Genomic DNA, 19,737 nt, shown 5'->3' with positions numbered 1-19,737 from the left:
GGGCTGCACTCTAAGATGACGCCGCTGCCAGCCAGCTGACTGCTAGATTACAACTTTGTCAGGTTGCGCCCTTCGCCTGGCACCCACGGTATAAAGCCCTTCGTCACCCGTTGCCAAGAGCCGCCCATGAAACTGCTGATCGTCGAAGACCAACCAAAAACCGGCCACTACCTGCGCCAGGGCCTGGCCGAGGCGGGTTTTACCACCGAACTGGTGGCCGACGGCACCAACGGCCAGCATCTGGCGCTGACCGGTGACTATGACTTGCTGATCCTCGATGTGATGCTGCCCGGCCGCGACGGCTGGCAAATCCTGCAAGCGGTACGCAGCGCCGGCCTGGACATTCCGGTGCTGTTTCTCACCGCGCGCGATGCCGTGGAAGACCGCGTGCACGGTCTGGAGCTGGGTGCCGATGACTACCTGGTCAAGCCCTTTGCCTTTTCCGAACTGCTCGCGCGCGTGCGCAGCCTGTTGCGCCGCGGCGGCAGTACACCCCAGGAAACTACCCTGCAACTGGCTGACCTGCGCCTGGACCTGATCCGCCGCCGCGTTGAGCGTGACGGCCAACGCATCGACCTTACCGCCAAGGAATTCTCCCTGCTGGAGCTGCTGCTGCGGCGCCAGGGCGAAGTGCTGCCCAAGACCTTGATCGCATCCCAGGTGTGGGACATGAATTTCGACAGCGATACCAACATCATCGAAGTGGCGATCCGCCGCCTGCGTCTGAAAGTGGACGACAACTTCCCCAACAAGCTGATCCACACCGTGCGCGGCATGGGGTACGTGCTTGAGGAGCGCTTGCCGTGATCAAGCGCCTGTCCCTCGCCAGCCGCCTGGCGCTGCTGTTTGCCGCTTGCACAGCCATGGTCTCGCTGGTCGCCGGCGTGTTGTTCAACCATGCCAGCGAGGCGCATTTTATCGAGCTGGACCAGCAACAGCTCGACAGCAAACTCATGACGCTGCGCAGCACCTTGCAAGGCGTCGACTCACTGGAAACCTTCGCTCAACGTGAAGCGCAATTGCGCGCCGAACTCACGCGCCAGCCCGACCTGAGGCTGCGTATCAGCGCTGACGGTCGACGCTGGCTGGACGATGCGCCGAGCGTCAACCTGCCGACGGCGCCCGGCCTGTACAGCCTGCAAACGGCCGACACCGATTACCGTGTATACAACGCGCCGTTGACGCCAGGCCAGCCCGGCTCGCCGCAACTGAGCTTGATGCTCGACATCACCCACCACCAGCATTTCCTGCAGCGCATGCAGCATTTGATCTGGCTCACCGTCGGGCTGTCCGCCCTGGCCACCGCGCTGTTGGGTGCCTGGGCCGCACGCAGCGGGTTGCGCCCGTTGCGGCGCATGGGTGAAGTGGCCGCCGGTGTGTCCGCCCATTCCCTGACCCAGCGCCTGCCTCAACAGCACATGCCGATGGAGCTGGCGGAACTGGCCCAGGCCTTCAACGCCATGCTTGGCCGCCTGGACGATGCGTTCCAGCGCCTTTCGGCGTTCTCCGCCGATATCGCGCATGAACTGCGCACCCCGTTGTCGAACCTGCTGACCCAGACCCAGGTCATCCTTACCCAGCCGCGCCCGCTGGAGGATTACCGTGAAGCGCTGCACAGCAACCTCGAAGAGCTGCAATGGATGGCCCAACTGGTCAACGACATGCTGTACCTGGCCAAGGCCGACCACGGCTTGTTGATGCCCAAGCGTGAACCCTTGGCACTGGCGGATGAGGCAGAGGCGCTGCTGGAATTTTTTGCATTGCTGGCGGAAGACGCACAGGTTTCGCTGGTACGCGAAGGTAGCGCCCATACGGCTGGGGATCGCGGCATGCTGCGCCGGGCGCTGTCGAACCTACTGGATAACGCGCTCAGGTTTACCCCGGCGGGCGGCGAAGTTCGCGTGAGCCTGAGCGAACACGCAAAGGGCGTAACGCTGACGGTGGCGAACACCGGCGACGGGATTCCGGCGCAGCTGTTACCCAAACTGTTCAATCGGTTCTACCGGGCCGATCCGGCGCGCTATGAAGGTAGCAGCGAGCATGCGGGGCTGGGCCTGGCGATTACCCAGTCGATTGTGCGGGCGCACGGAGGGCGGATTTTTTGTGAGTCTGAGGCGGGGTTGACGCGGTTTGTGATTGAGTTGCCGGCTGGAGATTGAGGCAAGCTGTACCGGCCCAATCGGGGGCAAGCCCCTTCCACACTTAATTCGTTAACACCGTCAAATGTGGGAGGGGGCTTGCCCCCGATTGCAATCTAAAGGCTTACGAATACCTCAGCGCATGCGCCGGCTCAATCTTCGCCGCCCGATACGCCGGGTACAGCGTCGCCAGGAAGCTCAACACAAACCCGGCCGTGCAGATCAGCAGCACATCCGCGCCTTGCAGCTCCGAAGGCAGGTTGCTGACGAAATACACGTCCGAACTGAAGATATGCTGCCCACTCACCCGCTCGACCCAACCCACCAGCTCACTGACGTTGAGCGCCGCAATCACCCCCAGCACCCCACCTATCAGGGTGCCGACGATACCGATCACGGTGCCCTGCACCATGAAGATCGCCATGATCTGCCGTGGCGTGGCGCCGATGGTGCGCAAAATCGCGATGTCCGCGCCCTTGTCGTTCACCACCATGATCAAGGTGGCGATGATGTTGAACGCGGCCACGGCGACGATCATCAGCAGCAACAGGCCGATCATGGTCTTTTCCATTTTCATCGCGCTGAACAGGCTGCCCTGAGTGTGGGTCCAGTCATCGGCCTTGTAAGCCGCGCCCAGGCCGGTAGCGATAGCCGCCGAGACGCTTGGCGCCGCATACAGGTCTTTCACCGCCAGGCGTACGCTCTGCACCTGGTTGGGCTGCCAATGTTGGATTTGCGCCGCGTCGGCCATATGAATCAACGCCATGGAACCATCCAGCTCGGCGCCGACCTTGAAGATCCCGACCACGTTCAACCGCTGCATACGCGGGGTGATCCCCCCCGGTGCGCTGCTGATTTCGGGCACGATCAACGTGAGCTTGTCACCCACGTTCAGGCGAAAACGCCGCGCCGTGATTTCGCCCACCACCACGCCGAACTCGCCGGGCTTCAGGTCATCCAGTTTGCCCCGCACGATGTGCTGCGCCACGATAGACACCTTGCCTTCCTGGGCCGGGTCGATACCGCTGATCTCGATGGGCTGCATCGCGCCTTTGTAGGAGAACATGCCGTCCATTTGTGTGAACGGAACAGCGGCGGTCACTTGCGGGTTCTTCATCGCGGCGGCGGCCACCGGCTGCCAATCATCGATCGGGTTCACGCCGACGATGGTGGCGTGCGGCACCATGCCGAGGATGCGCGAGCTCATTTCGCGCTGGAAACCGTTCATCACCGACAGCACCACGATCATCGCCAGCACGCCCAGGGCGAGGCCGATCATCGAGGTCATCGAAATAAACGAAACAAAACGGTTGCGGCGCTTGGCGCGGGTATAGCGCGTGCCGATAAAAATCGATAACGGTCTGAACATTCGCGGGCACCGTTGAAAAAATAGAAAACCCGGCGTCGGACGCCGGGCTTGAAACAGGTCAGATGGCGACCAGATGACCTTCCTGCAGGTGCAGCACACGGTCCATCTGACGGGCCATGCTCATGTCATGGGTCACCACCAGGAACGCGGTGCGCATCTGGGTGCTCAGTTCCAGCATCAAATCCTTGATGCCCTGAGCGGTGTGGGAGTCGAGGTTGCCGGTCGGCTCGTCGAGCATCACCAAGCCTGGGTTGTTCACCAGGGCACGGGCAATCGCCACACGCTGACGCTCACCGCCGGACAACTCGGCCGGCTTATGCTCCAAGCGATGGCCCAGGCCGACGCGTTCCAGCAGGGCCTTGGCACGCTGGCGCGCTTCGGGGATTGCGGTCTTGCCGATCAACAACGGCATGCACACGTTTTCCAGGGCGGTGAACTCCGGCAACAGGTGGTGAAACTGGTACACAAAGCCCAACGAGCGGTTACGCAATTGGCCACGCGCCTTTTCGCCCAGGGCCGACAGCTCTTCACCGGCCAGCCAGACGCTGCCCTGGGACGGCGTATCGAGGCCACCCAGCAGGTTCAGCAAGGTACTTTTGCCGGAACCGGAACTGCCGACGATCGCCACGCGCTCGCCCGGATGCAGCTCCAACTGCAGATTGGACAGCACCACCACCGACTCCGGACCTTCCTCATAGGATTTGCCCAGGTTGCGGCAGCTCAGGATTGCTTTTTCACTCATGCCCGATTCACTCATAACGTAAGGCCTGTGCTGGCTGGGTACGTGCCGCGCGCCAGGCTGGATACAGGGTGGCAAGGAAACTCAAGACCAACGCGGCGCCGCCCACCATCAACACGTCCTGGGCCTGAACCTGGGACGGCAAATAGTCGATGAAGTAGACATCGGCGTTGAGAAACTTGTGGCCGATCACTTTTTCCAGCAAGGCGATGGCGGCGCTGACGTTCAGCGCCGCCAGAATACCGACCGCCGTGCCGATCAGCGTTCCGACCACGCCAATCACGGTGCCTTGCACCATGAAGATCGCCATGATCTGCCCCGGCGTTGCGCCCAAGGTGCGCAGGATGGCGATGTCACCCTTCTTGTCGTTCACCACCATCACCAGCGTGGAAATGATGTTGAAGGCAGCAACCGCGACGATCAGCAGCAACAGCAGGCCGATCATGGCTTTTTCCATACGGATGGCCTGGTACAGGTTGCCGTGGGTACGGGTCCAGTCGCGAGCGTAATATTGGCTTTCACCCAGGTGCTGGGCGATTTCCCAGGCACCGCGCGGGGCGTCGAACAGGTCGGAGAACTTCAAGCGCAGGCCCTGCACCTGGTCCGGCTGCCAGCGATGCAGGCGCGCCAGGTCGGTGAGGTTGGTCAGGCCCAGGTAGCCATCGATTTCGCCGGCGCCAACGTGGAAGGTACCGACCACGGTAAAGCGCTTCATGCGCGGGAACATGCCGGCCGGGGTCACGGTGACTTCCGGCGCGACGAACGTCAACTTGTCGCCCAGGCCCACGCCGAGCTTGGCCGCGGCCTTGTCGCCAATCACGATGCCGAAACTGCCGGGCGCCAGGTCATCGAGTTTGCCCTGCAGCATGAACTTGTCGATGATCGAGACGTTGCGCTCCTGGGCCGGGTCGATGGCATTGAGCAGGATCTTCTGCACCTTGCCGTCGTTGGTCAGCAGCCCCTGCATCTGGGTGAACGGCGCGACGGCCACCACCTTGGGGTTCTGCTTGACCTTGGCGGCCAGGCTTTGCCAGTCGCTGATGGGCGCATCGCCCTCGATGGTTGCGTGGGGCACCATGCCCAGCACGCGGGTGCGCATCTCATGATCGAAGCCATTCATCACCGACAGCACCACGATCATCACGACCACGCCCAGGGCGAGACCGATCATCGAGGTCAAGGAAATGAACGACACAAAATGATTGCGACGCTTTGCACGGGTATAACGCGTGCCAATAAATACGAAGAGAGGTCTGAACATGTCGGGGCTTGTTCGGAGGAAAAGAAGACGTCCCGGTGGCGGGGTCTGATAAGCAGCTTTACACTCAGACCATTACCGTTACCTGGGGTTCGCCATGTCGACATTAGATGAAGAAGAGCGCCGCGAATACTACCGTATCGATGACATGATCGCACTCCAAATCAAAAGCCTGTCTGCCCCCGAAGCGGCGAGCAAGGAAGTGTTGCTGGATGATTCGCCGCTGTTCAACCTGCTCAGCGAGCTGCACCTCAGTGAATTCGAAGCCCAACACCTGTTGCGCCAGCTCAGCGAGAAGGATCGCACCCTCGCGGCCTTCCTGCGCGTACAGAACAAACGCCTGGATTTGCTCAGCCAGATCATGGCCCGCGGCCTGCTGGACGAGGTCGGGGCCCCGCAGCCGGTGATCATTTCCGAAGGCGGTATCGACTTTCAACACCCTGCCCCACTCGCCACCGACACCCACCTGGCCGTCAAGCTGGTGCTGATGCCCCAGGCACTCGGCCTGCTGCTGCGCGCAAAGGTGACCCACTGCGATCCCAAGGGCGACGGGTTTGATGTCGGCACTGAATTCGAAGCCATGACCGATGCCCAACGCCAACTGCTGGCGCGCTACATTCTGCAGAAACAAGCCCAGCAACGCCGACTGGCGCGGGAAAAGAGCGACGCCCAAGACACCTGATTTCGTATTGACCTGGCCAGAAGACCTGGCATTGAGGAGCAACTGTGACCCTGATTTACGGCCATCGCGGTGCCAAAGGCGAAGCACCGGAAAACACCCTGAGCAGCTTTCAGGAATGCCTCAAGCACGGTGTACGCCGTTGCGAACTGGATTTGCACCTGTCCATGGACGGCGAGTTGATGGTCATCCACGACCCGACCCTCAAGCGCACGACCGACCGGCGTGGCAAGGTCGTCGAATACTCGGCGGCCGACCTGGTAAAGATGGACGCCCGTAAAGGCGGCCCGGGTTGGGTCACGCCGTGCCCGATTCCACGCTTGGAAGAACTGTTCGAACAGTGCGATTTCGATCACTGGCAACTGGAAGTCAAAAGCGCTTCGCGCACCCGCGCCGCGACCACCGTGCTGGCGATCCGTGAAATGGCGGTACGTTTCGGCCTGATGGATAAGGTCACCGTGACCTCGAGCTCGCGGGAAGTACTCAAGGCGGCGGTTGAACTCACACCGGACCTGTCGCGCGGCCTGGTGGCCGAATACGCCTGGCTCGACCCGTTAAAGGTCGCGCAGAACTATGGGTGTGAGTACCTGGCGTTGAACTGGACGCTGTGCACCCCTGAGCGCCTGGAAAAAGCCCAGCGCCAGGGTTTGCACGTGTCCGTGTGGACGGTCAACGAACCTGCACTGATGCGCAGGCTCGCGGACTTCGGCGTAGATAGCCTGATTACAGACTTTCCCGGTTTGGCCACTGCCACCCTCGGGAATTACTGAAATCGGTCTCCCCGGCCGGCTCAGGCCACCGGCCGGAGCCGCTCAAAAAAGCCGGTTGAGGCCGTCGTAGGCGGCGACCCGATAGGCTTCGGCCATGGTCGGGTAGTTGAACGTGGTGTTCACAAAATACTTGAGGGTATTTTGCTCACCCGGCTGGTTCATGATCGCCTGGCCGATGTGCACGATTTCTGAAGCCTGATAGCCAAAGCAATGCACGCCGAGCACTTCCAGGGTCTCGCGGTGGAACAGGATCTTCAGCATGCCTTGCGGCTCGCCGGCGATCTGCGCACGCGCCATGCTCTTGAAGAACGCCTTGCCTACTTCGTAAGGCACCTTGGCCTTGGTCAACTCGTGCTCGTTCTTGCCGATCGAGCTGATCTCGGGAATCGTGTAGATCCCGGTCGGCACATCGTTGACGTAACGCCAGCTGCCATTATCGACAATGCTGCCGGCCGCCGAACGGCCCTGGTCATGCGCCGCACTGGCCAGGCTCGGCCAACCGATCACATCACCGGCGCCGTAGATGTTCGGCACGCAGGTGCGATAGTTCTCATCCACCTCGATTTGGCCACGGCTGTTGACCTTGACCCCGATGTTTTCCATGCCCAGCTTGTCGGTGTTGCCGGTACGGCCGTTGCACCACAGCAAGGCGTCGGCCTTGATCTTCTTGCCGGACTTGAGGTGCAGGATCACACCGTTGTCCAGGCCTTCGACGCGCTCGTACTCTTCGTTGTGGCGCACGGTGATGTTGTTGTTGCTGAAGTGGTAGCTCAACGCCTGGGAAATTTCCGAGTCGAGGAAGCTCAGCAACTGGTCGCGGTTGTCCACCAGCTCCACCAGCACACCCAGGCCGCTGAAGATCGAGGCATATTCACAGCCGATCACGCCGGCGCCGTAGATAATCAGTTTGCGCGGGGTGTGGCCCAGGCTCAGGATGGTGTCGCTATCGTAGATGCGCGGGTGGTGGAAATCGATGTCCGCCGGGCGATACGGGCGCGAACCGGTGGCGATGATGATGTGCTTGGCCACCAGTTTCTCGACCACGCCGTTGGAGCACACCACTTCAATGGTTTGCTCGTCGGCGAAGCTGCCGGTGCCGAAGAACAGGTCGACACGGTTACGGGCGTAGTAGCCGGTGCGCGAAGCGACTTGCTTGGAAATGACTTTTTCGGCGCTTTTCAATACGTCCGGGAACGAGAACCAGCGCGGCTCACCAATGGCCCGGAACATCGGGTTGGTGTTGAACTGCATGATCTGGCGGACCGAGTGACGCAAGGCCTTGGACGGGATGGTGCCCAGGTGGGTGCAGTTACCGCCGACCTGGCGACGGCTATCGACCATCGCGACCTTGCGCCCAGCTTTGGCGGCATTCATCGCCGCACCTTCTCCAGCCGGGCCGGAACCCAGTACCACCACGTCGTAGTTGTAGACAGCCATGCGTACTCCTCAGAACAGGCCAGGCGTACGGTTGGACGCCGGGCTAAATCATGCCGCGGCCAGCGGGCATGAAGGACAATTTGGCTCAAGTGTGTGAACCGGGGCACAGTCTATATAAGGCTCAACGCCGCGCACATTAACCCTTGGTCGCGTCGTAGGCCAGTATTGCCATACTACATGACGCAAATCAGCGCCAATTTCAGGATGAGCCATTATGCGACAACTCTTTATCTGTTTGATGCTGATGATGTCGATCACGGCTCACGCCAACGATGCGGATCGACTCAAGCATGCTGATTTCCCCGCACAGTTCGAGGGCCTGGCCCGCAAAAACCAGGCGGTGCTCACGTATCTGTGGGCCGATGTATACGCAGCCGCGTTGTATGCCTCTGCGGATGTGAGCGCCAGACAGGCCTGGGCCCAACAACAGGACCTGCGCCTTGTGTTGTATTACTTTCGCGACATCGACCGAAAGGATGTGATCAAAGCCGCCACCGCGACGTTGGAGCGCCAGCAAGCCAGTGCTCGTTTGAAGCCTGAGCTGGATCAACTGCATGCGCGCTTTCGCAATATCCGCAGCGGGGATCGTTACGCCCTGGATTTTCGGTCGGGGCGCGGTTTGAACCTGGAGATCAATGGCCAGGTGGTGTTCAGCAGTCGGGATACTGAATTGGCGAAAGCCTATATGGGTATCTGGCTGGCACCGAAGGGGTTGTCGGACAGTTTGCGTGGGCAGTTGCTCAATTGATGCGTCGGCTGAGCTACCAAGCCTCTTCCCACATTTGAATATATTCACAAATCAAACTGTGGGAGGGGGCTTGCTCCCGATGAGGCCCATACCCACACCACAAACCACCAGCCATAAAAAAGCCCCGAACCAGTCGGGGCTTTTTCATTCAGCACTCAGGCTTAGCGCGGAAACGCAGGCGGGTTGACCCCGGCCATGTCTTCCATCACGCGAACCACCTGGCAGCTGTAGCCGAACTCGTTGTCGTACCACACGTACAGCACAACGCGGTTGTCCTGGGTGATGGTCGCTTCCGCGTCCACCACACCGGCGTGGCGCGAGCCCACGAAGTCGGTGGACACCACTTCCTGCGAGTTGACGAAGTCGATCTGCTTGTGCAGGTCGGAGTGCAGCGCCATGTAGCGCAGGTACTCGTTCATCTCTTCACGGGTGGCGGCTTTCTCAAGGTTCAGGTTGAGAATGGCCATCGACACGTTCGGCGTCGGCACGCGGATCGCGTTACCGGTCAGCTTGCCGGCCAGCTCAGGCAGGGCCTTGGCAGCAGCGGTGGCCGCACCGGTCTCGGTGATCACCATGTTCAACGCGGCGCTGCGACCACGGCGATCGCCTTTGTGGAAGTTGTCGATCAGGTTCTGGTCGTTGGTGTACGAGTGAACGGTTTCAACGTGACCGTTAACGATGCCGAACTTGTCGTTCACTGCCTTGAGCACCGGCACGATGGCGTTGGTGGTGCAGGAAGCGGCGGACACGATCTTGTCGTCAGCGGTGATTTCGGCGTGGTTGATACCGTGCACGATGTTCTTGAGCTTGCCCTTGCCAGGCGCGGTCAGCACAACACGGTCAACACCCGGGCATGCGAGGTGCTGGCCCAGGCCCTCGGCATCACGCCATACGCCGGTGTTGTCCACCAGCAGGGCGTTCTGGATGCCGTACTGGGTGTAATCCACCTCAGTCGGGTTTTTCGCGTAGATCACCTGGATCAGGTTACCGTTGGCGGTGATGGTGTTGTTTTCTTCGTCAATGGTGATGGTGCCGTTGAACGAGCCGTGTACCGAATCGCGACGCAACAGGCTGGCGCGTTTGGTCAGGTCGTTTTCGGCGCCTTTGCGCACCACGATCGCACGCAGGCGCAGGCCGTCGCCGCCGCCGGTTTTTTCGATCAGGATGCGCGCCAGCAGGCGGCCGATACGACCGAAGCCGTACAGCACAACGTCGGTGCCTTTGCGGGCCGCCGCGTTTTGCTGGCCAACCACATCGGCCATTTCTTCACGCACGAACTGCTCGGCGCTGCGGCCATTGCCTTCGTTGCGGAATTTGTACGCCAACTTGCCCAGGTCTACCGAGGCCGCGCCGAGCTTGAGCTCACTCATGGCCTTGAGCAGTGGGAATGTTTCGTGGACGGAGAGTTCGCTGTCGTCGGCGGAGCGATGGCGCGCAAAGCGGTGCGCCTTGAGAATCGCGATGACAGACTGGTTGATCAGGCTGCGGCCATAGATCGAGCTCACCACATTGTTATTGCGGTACAGCTGACCGATAAGCGGGATCATCGCTTCTGCGAGTGCTTCACGGTCGATCCATTCACCAAGACACTGGTCGGGCTTCTGAGTCACGGGAACCTTCCACATGTAGGGGCTGAAAAAAGGGGCTACATTATGTCGCCCGACTGCGCGTTGAGCAATGCGCGACGGGCAACAAAAAGCCCTTGCAAAAAAATACCACCCCGCCACAGGCCAGGAAATACGCGGGCTTCAGAAGGCCACCATTGGCACAAGCCTGCCGACTTGTCCGTAACCCTCCGAAATATCCGCGCCGTTTGGCACTACATATTGAGTCAAAAGGCTGCATTGTTTGTCTTAACCACTACATTTCCTACAAACCGCATTACACACAGTCAGCAACTGACAGGCGGCACCTCGGGCCGCTACAATTACCGACTTTGTCGCAACGCTTGGAGCTCAACCTTCCGTGCCCGTTCTGCGTCTACCGCTACTCCCTGCCGCGGCAGGTAAACAGCATTGGGGCAACCTGCCCGGTGCCGCCCTGAGCCTGGCCATCGCCGAGGCTGCCAGCGCAGCCAAGCGCTTTACCCTGCTGCTCACCGCCGACAGCCAAAGTGCCGAACGGTTGGAGCAGGAGCTGAGCTTCTTCGCCCCCGATTTGCCGGTGCTGCATTTTCCCGACTGGGAAACCCTGCCCTACGACCTGTTCTCGCCGCACCAGGACATCATCTCCCAGCGCATCGCCAGCCTGTACCGCTTGCCGGAACTGGCCCACGGCGTGCTGGTGGTGCCGATCACCACGGCGCTGCATCGCCTGGCGCCGACCAAGTTCCTGCTGGGCAGCAGCCTGGTGCTGGATATCGGCCAGAAGCTCGATGTGGAACAGATGCGCACACGCCTGGAAGCCAGCGGTTACCGTTGCGTCGACACGGTGTACGAGCACGGCGAGTTCGCGGTGCGCGGCGCCCTGATCGACCTGTTCCCGATGGGCAGCAAGTTACCGTACCGCATCGACCTGTTCGATGACGAAATCGAGACCCTGCGCACCTTCGATCCGGAAAACCAGCGTTCCATCGACAAGGTGGAATCGGTCAAGCTGTTGCCGGCGCGGGAATTTCCACTGCAAAAAGATGCGGTCACCCGTTTCAAGGCGCGCTTTCGCGAGCGCTTCGACGTGGACTTCCGCCGCTGCCCGATCTTCCAGGACTTGAGCAGCGGGATTACGCCGGCCGGTATCGAGTACTACCTGCCGTTGTTCTTCGACGAAACCTCGACCCTGTTCGATTACCTGCCCCAGGACACCCAAGTGTTCTCGCTGCCAGGCATTGAGCAAGCGGCCGAGAACTTCTGGAACGACGTGCGCAACCGCTACGAAGAACGCCGCGTCGACCCCTCCCGGCCTTTACTGCCGCCCGCCGAACTGTTCCTGCCGGTGGAAGACTGCTTCGCACGCCTCAAAAACTGGCCGCGCGTGGTCGCCAGCCAACAGGACGTGGACGCAGGCGGTGGCCGCGAACGTTTCCCGGCGCAAGCGTTGCCAAACCTGGCGATTGAAGCCAAGGCCAACCAGCCGCTGGAAGCGCTGTCGAACTTCCTGGGTGGCTTCCCCGGCCGCGTGCTGTTTACCGCCGAATCCGCCGGGCGCCGTGAAGTGCTGCTGGAGCTGCTGGAGCGCCTGAAGCTGCGGCCGAAAACCGTCGACAGCTGGCCGGACTTCATCAGCAGCAAAGAGCGCCTGGCGATCACCATCGCCCCCCTGGATGAAGGCTTGTTGCTGGACGACCCGGCCCTGGCCCTGATCGCCGAGAGCCCACTGTTCGGCCAGCGCGTGATGCAGCGTCGTCGCCGTGAAAAACGCGCCGACGCCAACAACGACGCGGTGATCAAGAACCTCACAGAGTTGCGCGAAGGCGCGCCGGTGGTGCATATCGACCACGGCGTCGGTCGCTACCTCGGTTTGCAGACCCTGGAGATCGATAACCAGGCAGCCGAATTCCTCACCATGGAATACGCCGAGGGCGCCAAACTCTACGTGCCAGTGGCCAACCTGCACCTGATCGCCCGCTACACCGGCAGCGACGACGCCCTGGCACCGCTGCACCGCCTGGGCTCCGAGACTTGGCAGAAAGCCAAGCGCAAGGCCGCCGAACAGGTGCGCGACGTGGCCGCCGAACTGCTCGACATTTATGCGCGCCGCGCGGCCCGCGAAGGGTATGCGTTCGCCGACCCGAAAGCCGACTACGCCACCTTCAGCGCCGGCTTCGCCTTCGAAGAAACCCCAGACCAGCAAACCACCATCGAAGCGGTGCGCGCCGACATGCTCGCGCCCAAGCCGATGGACCGCCTGGTCTGCGGCGACGTAGGCTTCGGCAAAACCGAAGTGGCCATGCGCGCCGCCTTTATTGCCGTGCACGGCGGCCGCCAAGTGGCGATCCTGGTACCGACCACACTGCTCGCCCAGCAGCACTACAACAGCTTCCGCGATCGCTTTGCCGACTGGCCGGTAACCGTCGAAGTGATGAGCCGCTTCAAGTCGGCCAAGGAAGTGAACGCGGCCGTCGCCGATTTGGCCGAAGGCAAGATCGACATCGTGATCGGCACCCACAAGCTGCTGTCGGACGATGTGAAGATCAAGAACCTGGGCCTAGTGATCATCGACGAAGAACACCGCTTTGGCGTACGGCAAAAAGAACAGCTCAAGGCCCTGCGCAGTGAAGTCGACATTCTTACGCTCACTGCAACGCCAATCCCACGCACCCTGAACATGGCCGTGTCGGGCATGCGCGACCTGTCGATCATCGCCACGCCGCCGGCGCGACGCCTGTCGGTGCGCACCTTCGTCATGGAACAGAACAAAAGCACGGTCAAAGAAGCCCTGCTGCGCGAACTGCTGCGCGGCGGCCAGGTGTACTACCTGCACAACGACGTGAAGACCATCGAGAAATGCGCCGCCGACCTCGCCGAACTGGTGCCCGAAGCACGCATCGCCATCGGCCACGGGCAGATGCGCGAGCGCGAACTCGAACAGGTGATGAGCGACTTCTACCACAAGCGCTTCAACGTGCTGATCGCCTCGACCATCATCGAGACCGGCATCGACGTGCCGAGCGCCAATACCATCATCATCGAGCGCGCCGACAAGTTCGGCCTGGCGCAACTGCATCAGCTGCGCGGCCGCGTTGGGCGCAGTCACCACCAGGCTTATGCCTACCTGCTGACGCCGCCGCGCCAACAGATCACCTCCGACGCAGAAAAGCGCCTGGAAGCTATCGCCAACACCCAGGACCTGGGCGCAGGGTTTGTGCTGGCCACCAACGACCTCGAAATCCGTGGCGCCGGCGAACTGCTGGGCGACGGCCAGAGCGGGCAGATCCAGGCGGTGGGTTTCACCCTTTATATGGAAATGCTCGAGCGCGCCGTGAAAGCCATCCGCAAGGGTGAACAACCGAACCTCGACCAACCCCTGGGCGGTGGCCCGGAAATCAACCTGCGCCTACCGGCCTTGATTCCCGAAGACTATCTGCCCGACGTGCACGCGCGGCTGATCCTGTACAAGCGCATCGCCTCGGCCACCGACGAAGAAGGCCTCAAGGATTTGCAGGTCGAGATGATCGACCGCTTCGGCCTGCTGCCGGAACCGACCAAGAACCTTGTGCGCCTGACGCTGCTCAAACTGCAGGCCGAGCAGTTGGGAATAAAGAAAGTCGACGCCGGGCCTCAGGGCGGGCGTATCGAGTTCGAAGCGCAGACGCCGGTAGATCCCTTGGTGCTGATCAAGTTGATCCAGGGCCAGCCCAACCGCTACAAGTTCGAAGGGGCTACGCTGTTCAAATTCATGGTGCCGATGGAACGTGCCGAAGAACGCTTCAATACCCTGGAGGCGTTGTTTGAGCGCCTCATTCCGAAATCTGTTTGAAGGACGCCCCAATGCGCTTGTTCCGCATGCTGAGCTTGTTGTTGGTAGTCGTGGCGCCTTCGGCCTTCGCCGACAGCCCGTACCTGGTAGAAATGATTTTGGTACGCCAGAACGCGGAGCCCGTGATCAACAGCCGCGCCGCGCCGGAAAACTGGGATGCCGGGGCCGTGCGCCTGGGCGATAAAATGAGCCCGCCGCGCCTGAACAACATCGTCGACAAGCTCAATGCCGATAGCAGCTACACCGTGCTGGCGCATAAAACCTGGGAGCAGAACCTGGGCGAGCAGCCGGTGAAAATCGCGATCACCGACGGTCAGGAGCAGTTCGGCCAGTTTCCCATTGAGGGCACATTGAGCCTGCAACTGGGCCGCTTCACCGATATCGATGCGCAGTTCTGGGTCAACCAGTTCGACAGCAACGCCAGCGTGATCGCCAGCGAACACCTGAGCCAGACCGACGTGCGCACCAAGAACAATCAGCTCAATTACCTGGATGGCGGCCACCTGGCGCTGCTGATCAAGATTACCTCGCTGACCGCCAAGCCACCCAGCGCACCACCGCCCGACATCCAGGACTGATCCAGCGCCATGCCCCTGACGTCGTCGTTGACCAAGCCCCTGGCCCCTTCGTGGGCCAATCGCTTCAAAGAGCAAAGCCTGGAGCGCGGGCGGCGGTATGCCTTGGAGAACCGCGTGCGCATCGTCGAATCCGGCGACAGCACCATCATCGCCAATTGCGAAGGCTCGGGCGGCAACGTTTATCGGCAGACCATTTCACTGCGCGAGTCAGCCAAGGGCACGTTGATCCTGGTGGACAGCCGCTGTACCTGCCCGGTGCACACCAACTGCAAACACATCGCGGCCGTGCTGCTCAAAGTCCAGGAAACCCTGGCCTACCCGGCAGCGGCCCAGGATGCCGAGTTGTTGCAAAAACTCCAGGCCGTGCTGGATAACCGCGTGGTGCTGCCGCAAGTGGTGATGGACGATGTGCTACCGATCCCGCGCCTGTGGCTGGCCAGTGTCGAATTCAGTGCGTTTGAGCCGCGCAACGGCAAGATGCAGCGCTATATCCAGCACCGCGCGGCGCTGTCGTTCAACTATTTGGGCAACTATGTCAGCGGGCAGAAGAACGCCGACATTATTGTGCGCCAGGAAACCCAGAGCCTGCGCATCAAGCGGCATCCCGAGCTGGAGCAGCGCTATCGCGAGCAACTGCGCCTGCTGGGCTTCAAAATCGCCACGCGCCAAAGCAAGGCCTTGCCTGAAAGCGCCGGCGAGCTGTTCGAGATGGTCAATGACAGCGCCTGGCTGAACTTCACCCTCAATGCATCGCCCACCTTGCGCAGCGCGGGGTGGGAGTTGCAGATCGATGAGGATTTCGGCTTCGACCTGAGCCCGGTCGATGACTGGTACGCCACCGTCGATGAAGGGCCCGAGCGTGACTGGTTCGACCTGGAGCTGGGGATCATCGTCAACGGTGAACGCCTGAGCCTGCTACCGATCCTGCTGAACCTGATGCGCTCCCACATCGAGATCCTCAACCCGGAAAAAGTCGCGCGCCGCCGCGATGACGAACTGATCCTGGTGAACATTCCCGGCTTGCCCAACGGCGGCCACGGCCCCCTGCAAGTGGCACTGCCCTACGGCCGCCTGAAACCGGTGCTGGCCACATTGGGCGAGTTCTACCTGCAAGAGCCCGGCACCACCACCCTGCGCCTGGCCAAGGCCGATGCGATTCGCTTGAACCCTCTGCAAGACCTGCCCCTGCAGTGGGAGGGTGGCGAGAAGATCCGCCACTTCGCCCAGCGCCTGCGGGATATCAAGGACTTCACGTGTGTGGCGCCCGAAGGCTTGAATGCGACGCTGCGCCCCTATCAGCTGGAAGGCTTGAGCTGGATGCAGTCGCTGCGCCAGCTCGACGTCGGTGGCATTCTCGCGGATGACATGGGCCTGGGCAAAACCCTGCAGACCTTGGCACATATGCTGAGCGAAAAGATCGCCGGGCGCCTGGATCGGCCGTGCATGGTGGTCATGCCCACGAGCCTGATCCCCAATTGGCTCGATGAGGCGGCGCACTTCACTCCACAATTGAAAGTGCTGGCGCTGTACGGTGCCGGGCGCAAGAAGCATTTCGACAACCTGCAGGATTACGACCTGCTGCTGACCACCTATGCGCTGCTGCCCAAGGACATCGAACGGCTGGCCGCCCTGCCCTTGCATGTGCTGATTCTCGATGAAGCCCAGTACATCAAGAACCCCTCCAGCAAGGCCGCCCAGGCCGCAAGCGAGCTGAACGCGCGGCAACGCCTGTGCCTGAGTGGCACGCCACTGGAAAACCACTTGGGTGAGCTGTGGTCGCTGTTCCACTTCCTGTTGCCGGGCTGGCTGGGCGACGTAAAAAGCTTCAACCGCGATTACCGCGTGCCCATCGAAAAACGCGGCAGCGAGGTGCGATTGCAGCACCTCAATGGTCGGATCAAGCCGTTCCTGCTGCGGCGTACCAAGGAACAGGTGGCCACGGAATTGCCGCCCAAGACCGAGATCATCCACTGGGTGGACCTCAACGAAGCGCAGCGCGACGTGTACGAAACCATGCGCCTGGCCATGGACAAAAAAGTCCGCGACGAGATCACCCGCAAGGGCGTGGCGCGCAGCCAGATCATCATTCTTGAGGCGCTGCTCAAGCTGCGCCAGGTGTGTTGCGATTTGCGCCTGATCAACGACGCTACCCTGCCCGCCCGTGGCAGCACCTCGGGCAAACTCGACAGCCTGCTGGAAATGCTTGAGGAGCTGTTTGCCGAAGGCCGGCGCATCCTGTTGTTTTCCCAGTTCACCTCGATGCTGAGCCTGATCGAAGCAGAACTGAAAAAACGCGGGATTGCCTACGCCCTGCTGACCGGCCAGACCCGTGATCGACGCACGCCGGTGAAGGATTTCCAAAGCGGCAAGCTGCAGATTTTTCTGATCAGCCTGAAGGCAGGCGGTGTCGGCCTGAACCTGACCGAAGCCGATACCGTGATCCACTACGACCCTTGGTGGAACCCGGCCACGGAAAACCAGGCCACCGACCGTGCGTATCGCATCGGGCAAGAGAAGCCGGTATTCGTCTACAAGATGATTGCCCGCGGCACGGTGGAGGAGAAAATCCAGCACCTGCAGAAAGAAAAATCCGACTTGGCAGCGGGCGTGCTGGATGGACGTACCACCGGGGACTGGCAGTTGGGCAACGAAGATATCGAAGCGCTGTTTGCGCCGTTGCCCACTAAACAAGAGAAGCGCGGTTAGAGTGCGCCGGATGCCCAATCATTCGATGAGTTGGGCGGCCCTCAGAGCAGTCAGCGCCGCCAACCAACGCGGATCCTGCTTGTAGTCCGGTGAAGCGATCCCCTGGCCGCGCATGCGCGCGATCCGTGCCGACGGCTTGACATTCATGCGCTGCGCTGCGGTGAGTGCCAGCTCGGCAGCCGCGCGATCATTGCACACCAACCCCATGTCGCAACCGGCGGTCAGCGCCGCTTCTATGCGACTGGCTGCGTCACCAACCACATGGGCACCGGCCATGGACAGATCATCGCTGAAAATCACCCCGTCAAATTGCAGCTCGCCACGCAGAATCTCCTGCAGCCAGCGGCGCGAAAAGCCGGCGGGCTGGGCGTCGACCTGCGGGTAGATCACATGCGCCGGCATCACCGCCGCCAGTTGCTTGCTCAAACGTGCGAAAGGTATCAGGTCATTCGCGCGAATCTGTACCAGGCTTCGTTCGTCATTGGGAATGGCGACGTGGGAATCGGCCTCAGCCCAACCGTGGCCAGGGAAATGCTTGCCGGTAGCGGCCATACCCGCGCTGTTCATGCCACGAATAAACGCCCCGGCAAGCACGGCGGCGCGCTCGGGATCGCCCTCGAAAGAACGCGTGCCCACCACGGCGCTGCGCTGGTAGTCCAGGTCCAGCACCGGGGCGAAGCTCAGGTCCAGGCCGACGGCCAGCACTTCGGTGGCCATGACCCAGCCGCACTGTTCGGCCAGGTACTCAGCGTTGGGGTTGTCCGCCAACGCGCGCATGGCCGGCAGACGCACAAAGCCCTGGCGCAGGCGCTGTACCCGACCGCCCTCTTGGTCGACAGCCAGCAGCAGGTCCGGGCGCACCGCGCGAACCGCCGCACTCAGCTCCCGCACTTGGCGCGGGTGTTCGATATTGCGCGCAAAAATGATCACGCCACCCACTTCCGGCTGGCGCAACAGGTGGCGATCCTCGGCCGTCAGCCAGGTACCGGCAACGTCGACCATCAAAGAACCTTGCAGGGCAGCAGTCATAAACCTTCCTTAAATAACGCGCACAACCCGTTGCCCTCAAGCGGCGCAATAAGCACAGCGAGGTACAACGGGTTGCGAGTAAATAGCTGAAATCGGCATGGCGGCTAGCTTAGCGGATGCAAGCGGCCGCGCACACCCGGAGCGGTCAAACCTTGGCGGGAACCGGCACGGTTTTGCTGCGTGGGCGCAACTGTGCGGCGGCCATGGTCGGGTCGGTCACACCGGTTTCGGCGCGCATGCCGGCGGCGAGGAACGGCACCATCAGGCGCATCACCTGCTCGATGGACGTGTTGACGCCAAAATCGGTCTCGGCAATCGCGCGCAACGCCTTGATCCCGGACATGCTGAACGCGGCCGCACCGAGCATGAAGTGCACGCGCCAGAACAATTCGATCGGCGGAATACGCGGCGCGGCGTCGTTGACCAGCAGCATATAGCGACGGAACACCTTGCCGTACATGTCTTCCAAATAACGACGCAAGTGACCCTGGCTCTGGCTGAACGCCAAGCCCAACAAACGCATGAAGATCGACAGGTCATTGCCGCTGCGAGGCTGAACCACCAAGGCCTGCTCGACGAGGATTTCCAGCAGTTCTTCCAGGCTGGGCTTGTTGTCGGCCTTGGCTTGGCGACGCTCCAGTTCGCGGTCGAGACTGGCGCAGAACGGGCCCAAAAAGCGCGAGAACACCGCCTGGATCAGGGCCTTTTTCGAGCCGAAATGGTAGTTCACTGCGGCAAGGTTGACCCCGGCCTTGCTGGTGATAAGCCGCAATGAAGTTTCGGCAAATCCTTTTTCCGCGAACAATTGCTCGGCAGCATCGAGAATGCGTTCAACGGTTTCCGACTGGGCCATGGCTACTCCGCCTGACAA

15 protein-coding genes are annotated in these 19,737 nt (G+C 61.4%); 8 read left to right on the top strand and 7 right to left on the bottom strand.

The window, feature by feature from the left end; all coding sequences use genetic code 11:
* The first annotated feature begins 126 nt into the window (after positions 1-126).
* Both KSS96_RS08505 and KSS96_RS08500 read left to right on the top strand, forming a co-directional pair.
* Positions 127-807: a heavy metal response regulator transcription factor gene (locus KSS96_RS08505; protein ID WP_017526638.1), complete on the top strand. Its 681-nt coding sequence runs from the start codon at positions 127-129 to the stop codon at positions 805-807.
* Positions 804-2,159 (top strand): heavy metal sensor histidine kinase, encoded by a 1,356-nt coding sequence (locus tag KSS96_RS08500; RefSeq protein ID WP_217855990.1) that lies wholly within the window; start codon positions 804-806, stop codon positions 2,157-2,159. Before KSS96_RS08505 ends, KSS96_RS08500 begins: the two co-directional genes overlap by 4 nt.
* Positions 2,160-2,262: 103 nt before the next feature.
* Here the strand turns inward: KSS96_RS08500 and KSS96_RS08495 are convergent, their stop codons facing one another.
* The 3 genes from KSS96_RS08495 to KSS96_RS08485 are packed head-to-tail and all read right to left on the bottom strand — an operon-like array spanning position 2,263 to position 5,507.
* Positions 2,263-3,507, bottom strand: a complete 1,245-nt coding sequence (locus KSS96_RS08495) for a lipoprotein-releasing ABC transporter permease subunit (RefSeq protein WP_017526640.1) — start codon at positions 3,505-3,507, stop codon at positions 2,263-2,265.
* Between the two features lie 58 nt (positions 3,508-3,565).
* A complete protein-coding gene (gene lolD, locus KSS96_RS08490; RefSeq protein WP_017477213.1) occupies positions 3,566-4,249 on the bottom strand; it encodes a lipoprotein-releasing ABC transporter ATP-binding protein LolD in 684 nt (227 codons plus the stop codon).
* 7 nt (positions 4,250-4,256) lie between these two features.
* The gene (locus tag KSS96_RS08485) at positions 4,257-5,507 is read right to left on the bottom strand and encodes a lipoprotein-releasing ABC transporter permease subunit (protein ID WP_017526641.1); all 1,251 of its coding nucleotides are present in this window, start codon (positions 5,505-5,507) and stop codon (positions 4,257-4,259) included.
* 94 nt (positions 5,508-5,601) lie between these two features.
* Between KSS96_RS08485 and KSS96_RS08480 the strand changes: the two genes are divergently transcribed.
* Both KSS96_RS08480 and KSS96_RS08475 read left to right on the top strand, forming a co-directional pair.
* Entirely contained in the window at positions 5,602-6,186 is a 585-nt protein-coding gene (locus tag KSS96_RS08480; protein WP_017526642.1) for a PilZ domain-containing protein, read from the top strand.
* 44 nt (positions 6,187-6,230) lie between these two features.
* Positions 6,231-6,953 (top strand): glycerophosphodiester phosphodiesterase, encoded by a 723-nt coding sequence (locus KSS96_RS08475; protein WP_017526643.1) that lies wholly within the window; start codon positions 6,231-6,233, stop codon positions 6,951-6,953.
* A gap of 42 nt (positions 6,954-6,995) precedes the next feature.
* Here KSS96_RS08475 and sthA read toward each other — a convergent pair whose 3' ends face one another.
* Positions 6,996-8,390, bottom strand: coding sequence for a Si-specific NAD(P)(+) transhydrogenase (gene sthA / locus KSS96_RS08470; protein WP_017526644.1), 1,395 nt, complete (start codon positions 8,388-8,390; stop codon positions 6,996-6,998).
* A gap of 214 nt (positions 8,391-8,604) precedes the next feature.
* Here sthA and KSS96_RS08465 point away from each other — a divergent pair, with 214 nt between their 5' ends.
* Complete coding sequence (locus KSS96_RS08465; protein ID WP_017526645.1) at positions 8,605-9,138, top strand: chalcone isomerase family protein; 534 nt, start codon at positions 8,605-8,607, stop codon at positions 9,136-9,138.
* A gap of 161 nt (positions 9,139-9,299) precedes the next feature.
* On the opposite strand, the gene KSS96_RS08460 is transcribed toward KSS96_RS08465, so the two are convergent.
* Positions 9,300-10,763, bottom strand: a complete 1,464-nt coding sequence (locus tag KSS96_RS08460) for a glyceraldehyde-3-phosphate dehydrogenase (protein WP_017526646.1) — start codon at positions 10,761-10,763, stop codon at positions 9,300-9,302.
* Between the two features lie 340 nt (positions 10,764-11,103).
* Here KSS96_RS08460 and mfd point away from each other — a divergent pair, with 340 nt between their 5' ends.
* From mfd to KSS96_RS08445, 3 genes are read left to right on the top strand one after another with little or no spacing between them, the layout of a single operon-like run.
* Entirely contained in the window at positions 11,104-14,553 is a 3,450-nt protein-coding gene (gene mfd, locus KSS96_RS08455) for a transcription-repair coupling factor (protein ID WP_017526647.1), read from the top strand.
* Between the two features lie 11 nt (positions 14,554-14,564).
* Positions 14,565-15,131 (top strand): CsiV family protein, encoded by a 567-nt coding sequence (locus KSS96_RS08450; RefSeq protein ID WP_017526648.1) that lies wholly within the window; start codon positions 14,565-14,567, stop codon positions 15,129-15,131.
* Positions 15,132-15,140: 9 nt separating this feature from the next.
* Complete coding sequence (locus KSS96_RS08445; RefSeq protein ID WP_068937304.1) at positions 15,141-17,837, top strand: DEAD/DEAH box helicase; 2,697 nt, start codon at positions 15,141-15,143, stop codon at positions 17,835-17,837.
* An 18-nt stretch (positions 17,838-17,855) separates the two neighbouring features.
* Here KSS96_RS08445 and nagZ read toward each other — a convergent pair whose 3' ends face one another.
* Complete coding sequence (nagZ, locus tag KSS96_RS08440) at positions 17,856-18,866, bottom strand: beta-N-acetylhexosaminidase (protein WP_217855988.1); 1,011 nt, start codon at positions 18,864-18,866, stop codon at positions 17,856-17,858.
* A gap of 145 nt (positions 18,867-19,011) precedes the next feature.
* Positions 19,012-19,719 carry a TetR/AcrR family transcriptional regulator gene (locus KSS96_RS08435; RefSeq protein WP_065877050.1) on the bottom strand — a complete coding sequence of 236 codons (708 nt, stop codon included), beginning with the start codon at positions 19,717-19,719 and terminating at the stop codon, positions 19,012-19,014.
* Between the last annotated feature and the right edge of the window lie 18 nt (positions 19,720-19,737).

Source organism: Pseudomonas asgharzadehiana, assembly GCF_019139815.1.
GTDB classification, from domain to species: Bacteria; Pseudomonadota; Gammaproteobacteria; order Pseudomonadales; family Pseudomonadaceae; genus Aquipseudomonas; species Aquipseudomonas asgharzadehiana.
Note: the sequence above shows the minus strand (reverse complement) of the source record. Positions and strands in the feature narration are given on the sequence as shown.

Bases quoted from the DNA above. Each gene is read 5' to 3' on its own strand.
- KSS96_RS08505 (WP_017526638.1), top strand. From the start codon at position 127: ATGAAACTGCTGATCGTCGAAGACCAACCAAAAACCGGCCACTACCTG.
- KSS96_RS08495 (WP_017526640.1), bottom strand. From the start codon at position 3,507: ATGTTCAGACCGTTATCGATTTTTATCGGCACGCGCTATACCCGCGCC.
- lolD (WP_017477213.1), bottom strand. From the start codon at position 4,249: ATGAGTGAAAAAGCAATCCTGAGCTGCCGCAACCTGGGCAAATCCTAT.
- KSS96_RS08485 (WP_017526641.1), bottom strand. From the start codon at position 5,507: ATGTTCAGACCTCTCTTCGTATTTATTGGCACGCGTTATACCCGTGCA.
- KSS96_RS08480 (WP_017526642.1), top strand. From the start codon at position 5,602: ATGTCGACATTAGATGAAGAAGAGCGCCGCGAATACTACCGTATCGAT.
- sthA (WP_017526644.1), bottom strand. From the start codon at position 8,390: ATGGCTGTCTACAACTACGACGTGGTGGTACTGGGTTCCGGCCCGGCT.
- KSS96_RS08465 (WP_017526645.1), top strand. From the start codon at position 8,605: ATGCGACAACTCTTTATCTGTTTGATGCTGATGATGTCGATCACGGCT.
- KSS96_RS08460 (WP_017526646.1), bottom strand. From the start codon at position 10,763: ATGTGGAAGGTTCCCGTGACTCAGAAGCCCGACCAGTGTCTTGGTGAA.
- KSS96_RS08450 (WP_017526648.1), top strand. From the start codon at position 14,565: ATGCGCTTGTTCCGCATGCTGAGCTTGTTGTTGGTAGTCGTGGCGCCT.
- KSS96_RS08445 (WP_068937304.1), top strand. From the start codon at position 15,141: ATGCCCCTGACGTCGTCGTTGACCAAGCCCCTGGCCCCTTCGTGGGCC.
- nagZ (WP_217855988.1), bottom strand. From the start codon at position 18,866: ATGACTGCTGCCCTGCAAGGTTCTTTGATGGTCGACGTTGCCGGTACC.
- KSS96_RS08435 (WP_065877050.1), bottom strand. From the start codon at position 19,719: ATGGCCCAGTCGGAAACCGTTGAACGCATTCTCGATGCTGCCGAGCAA.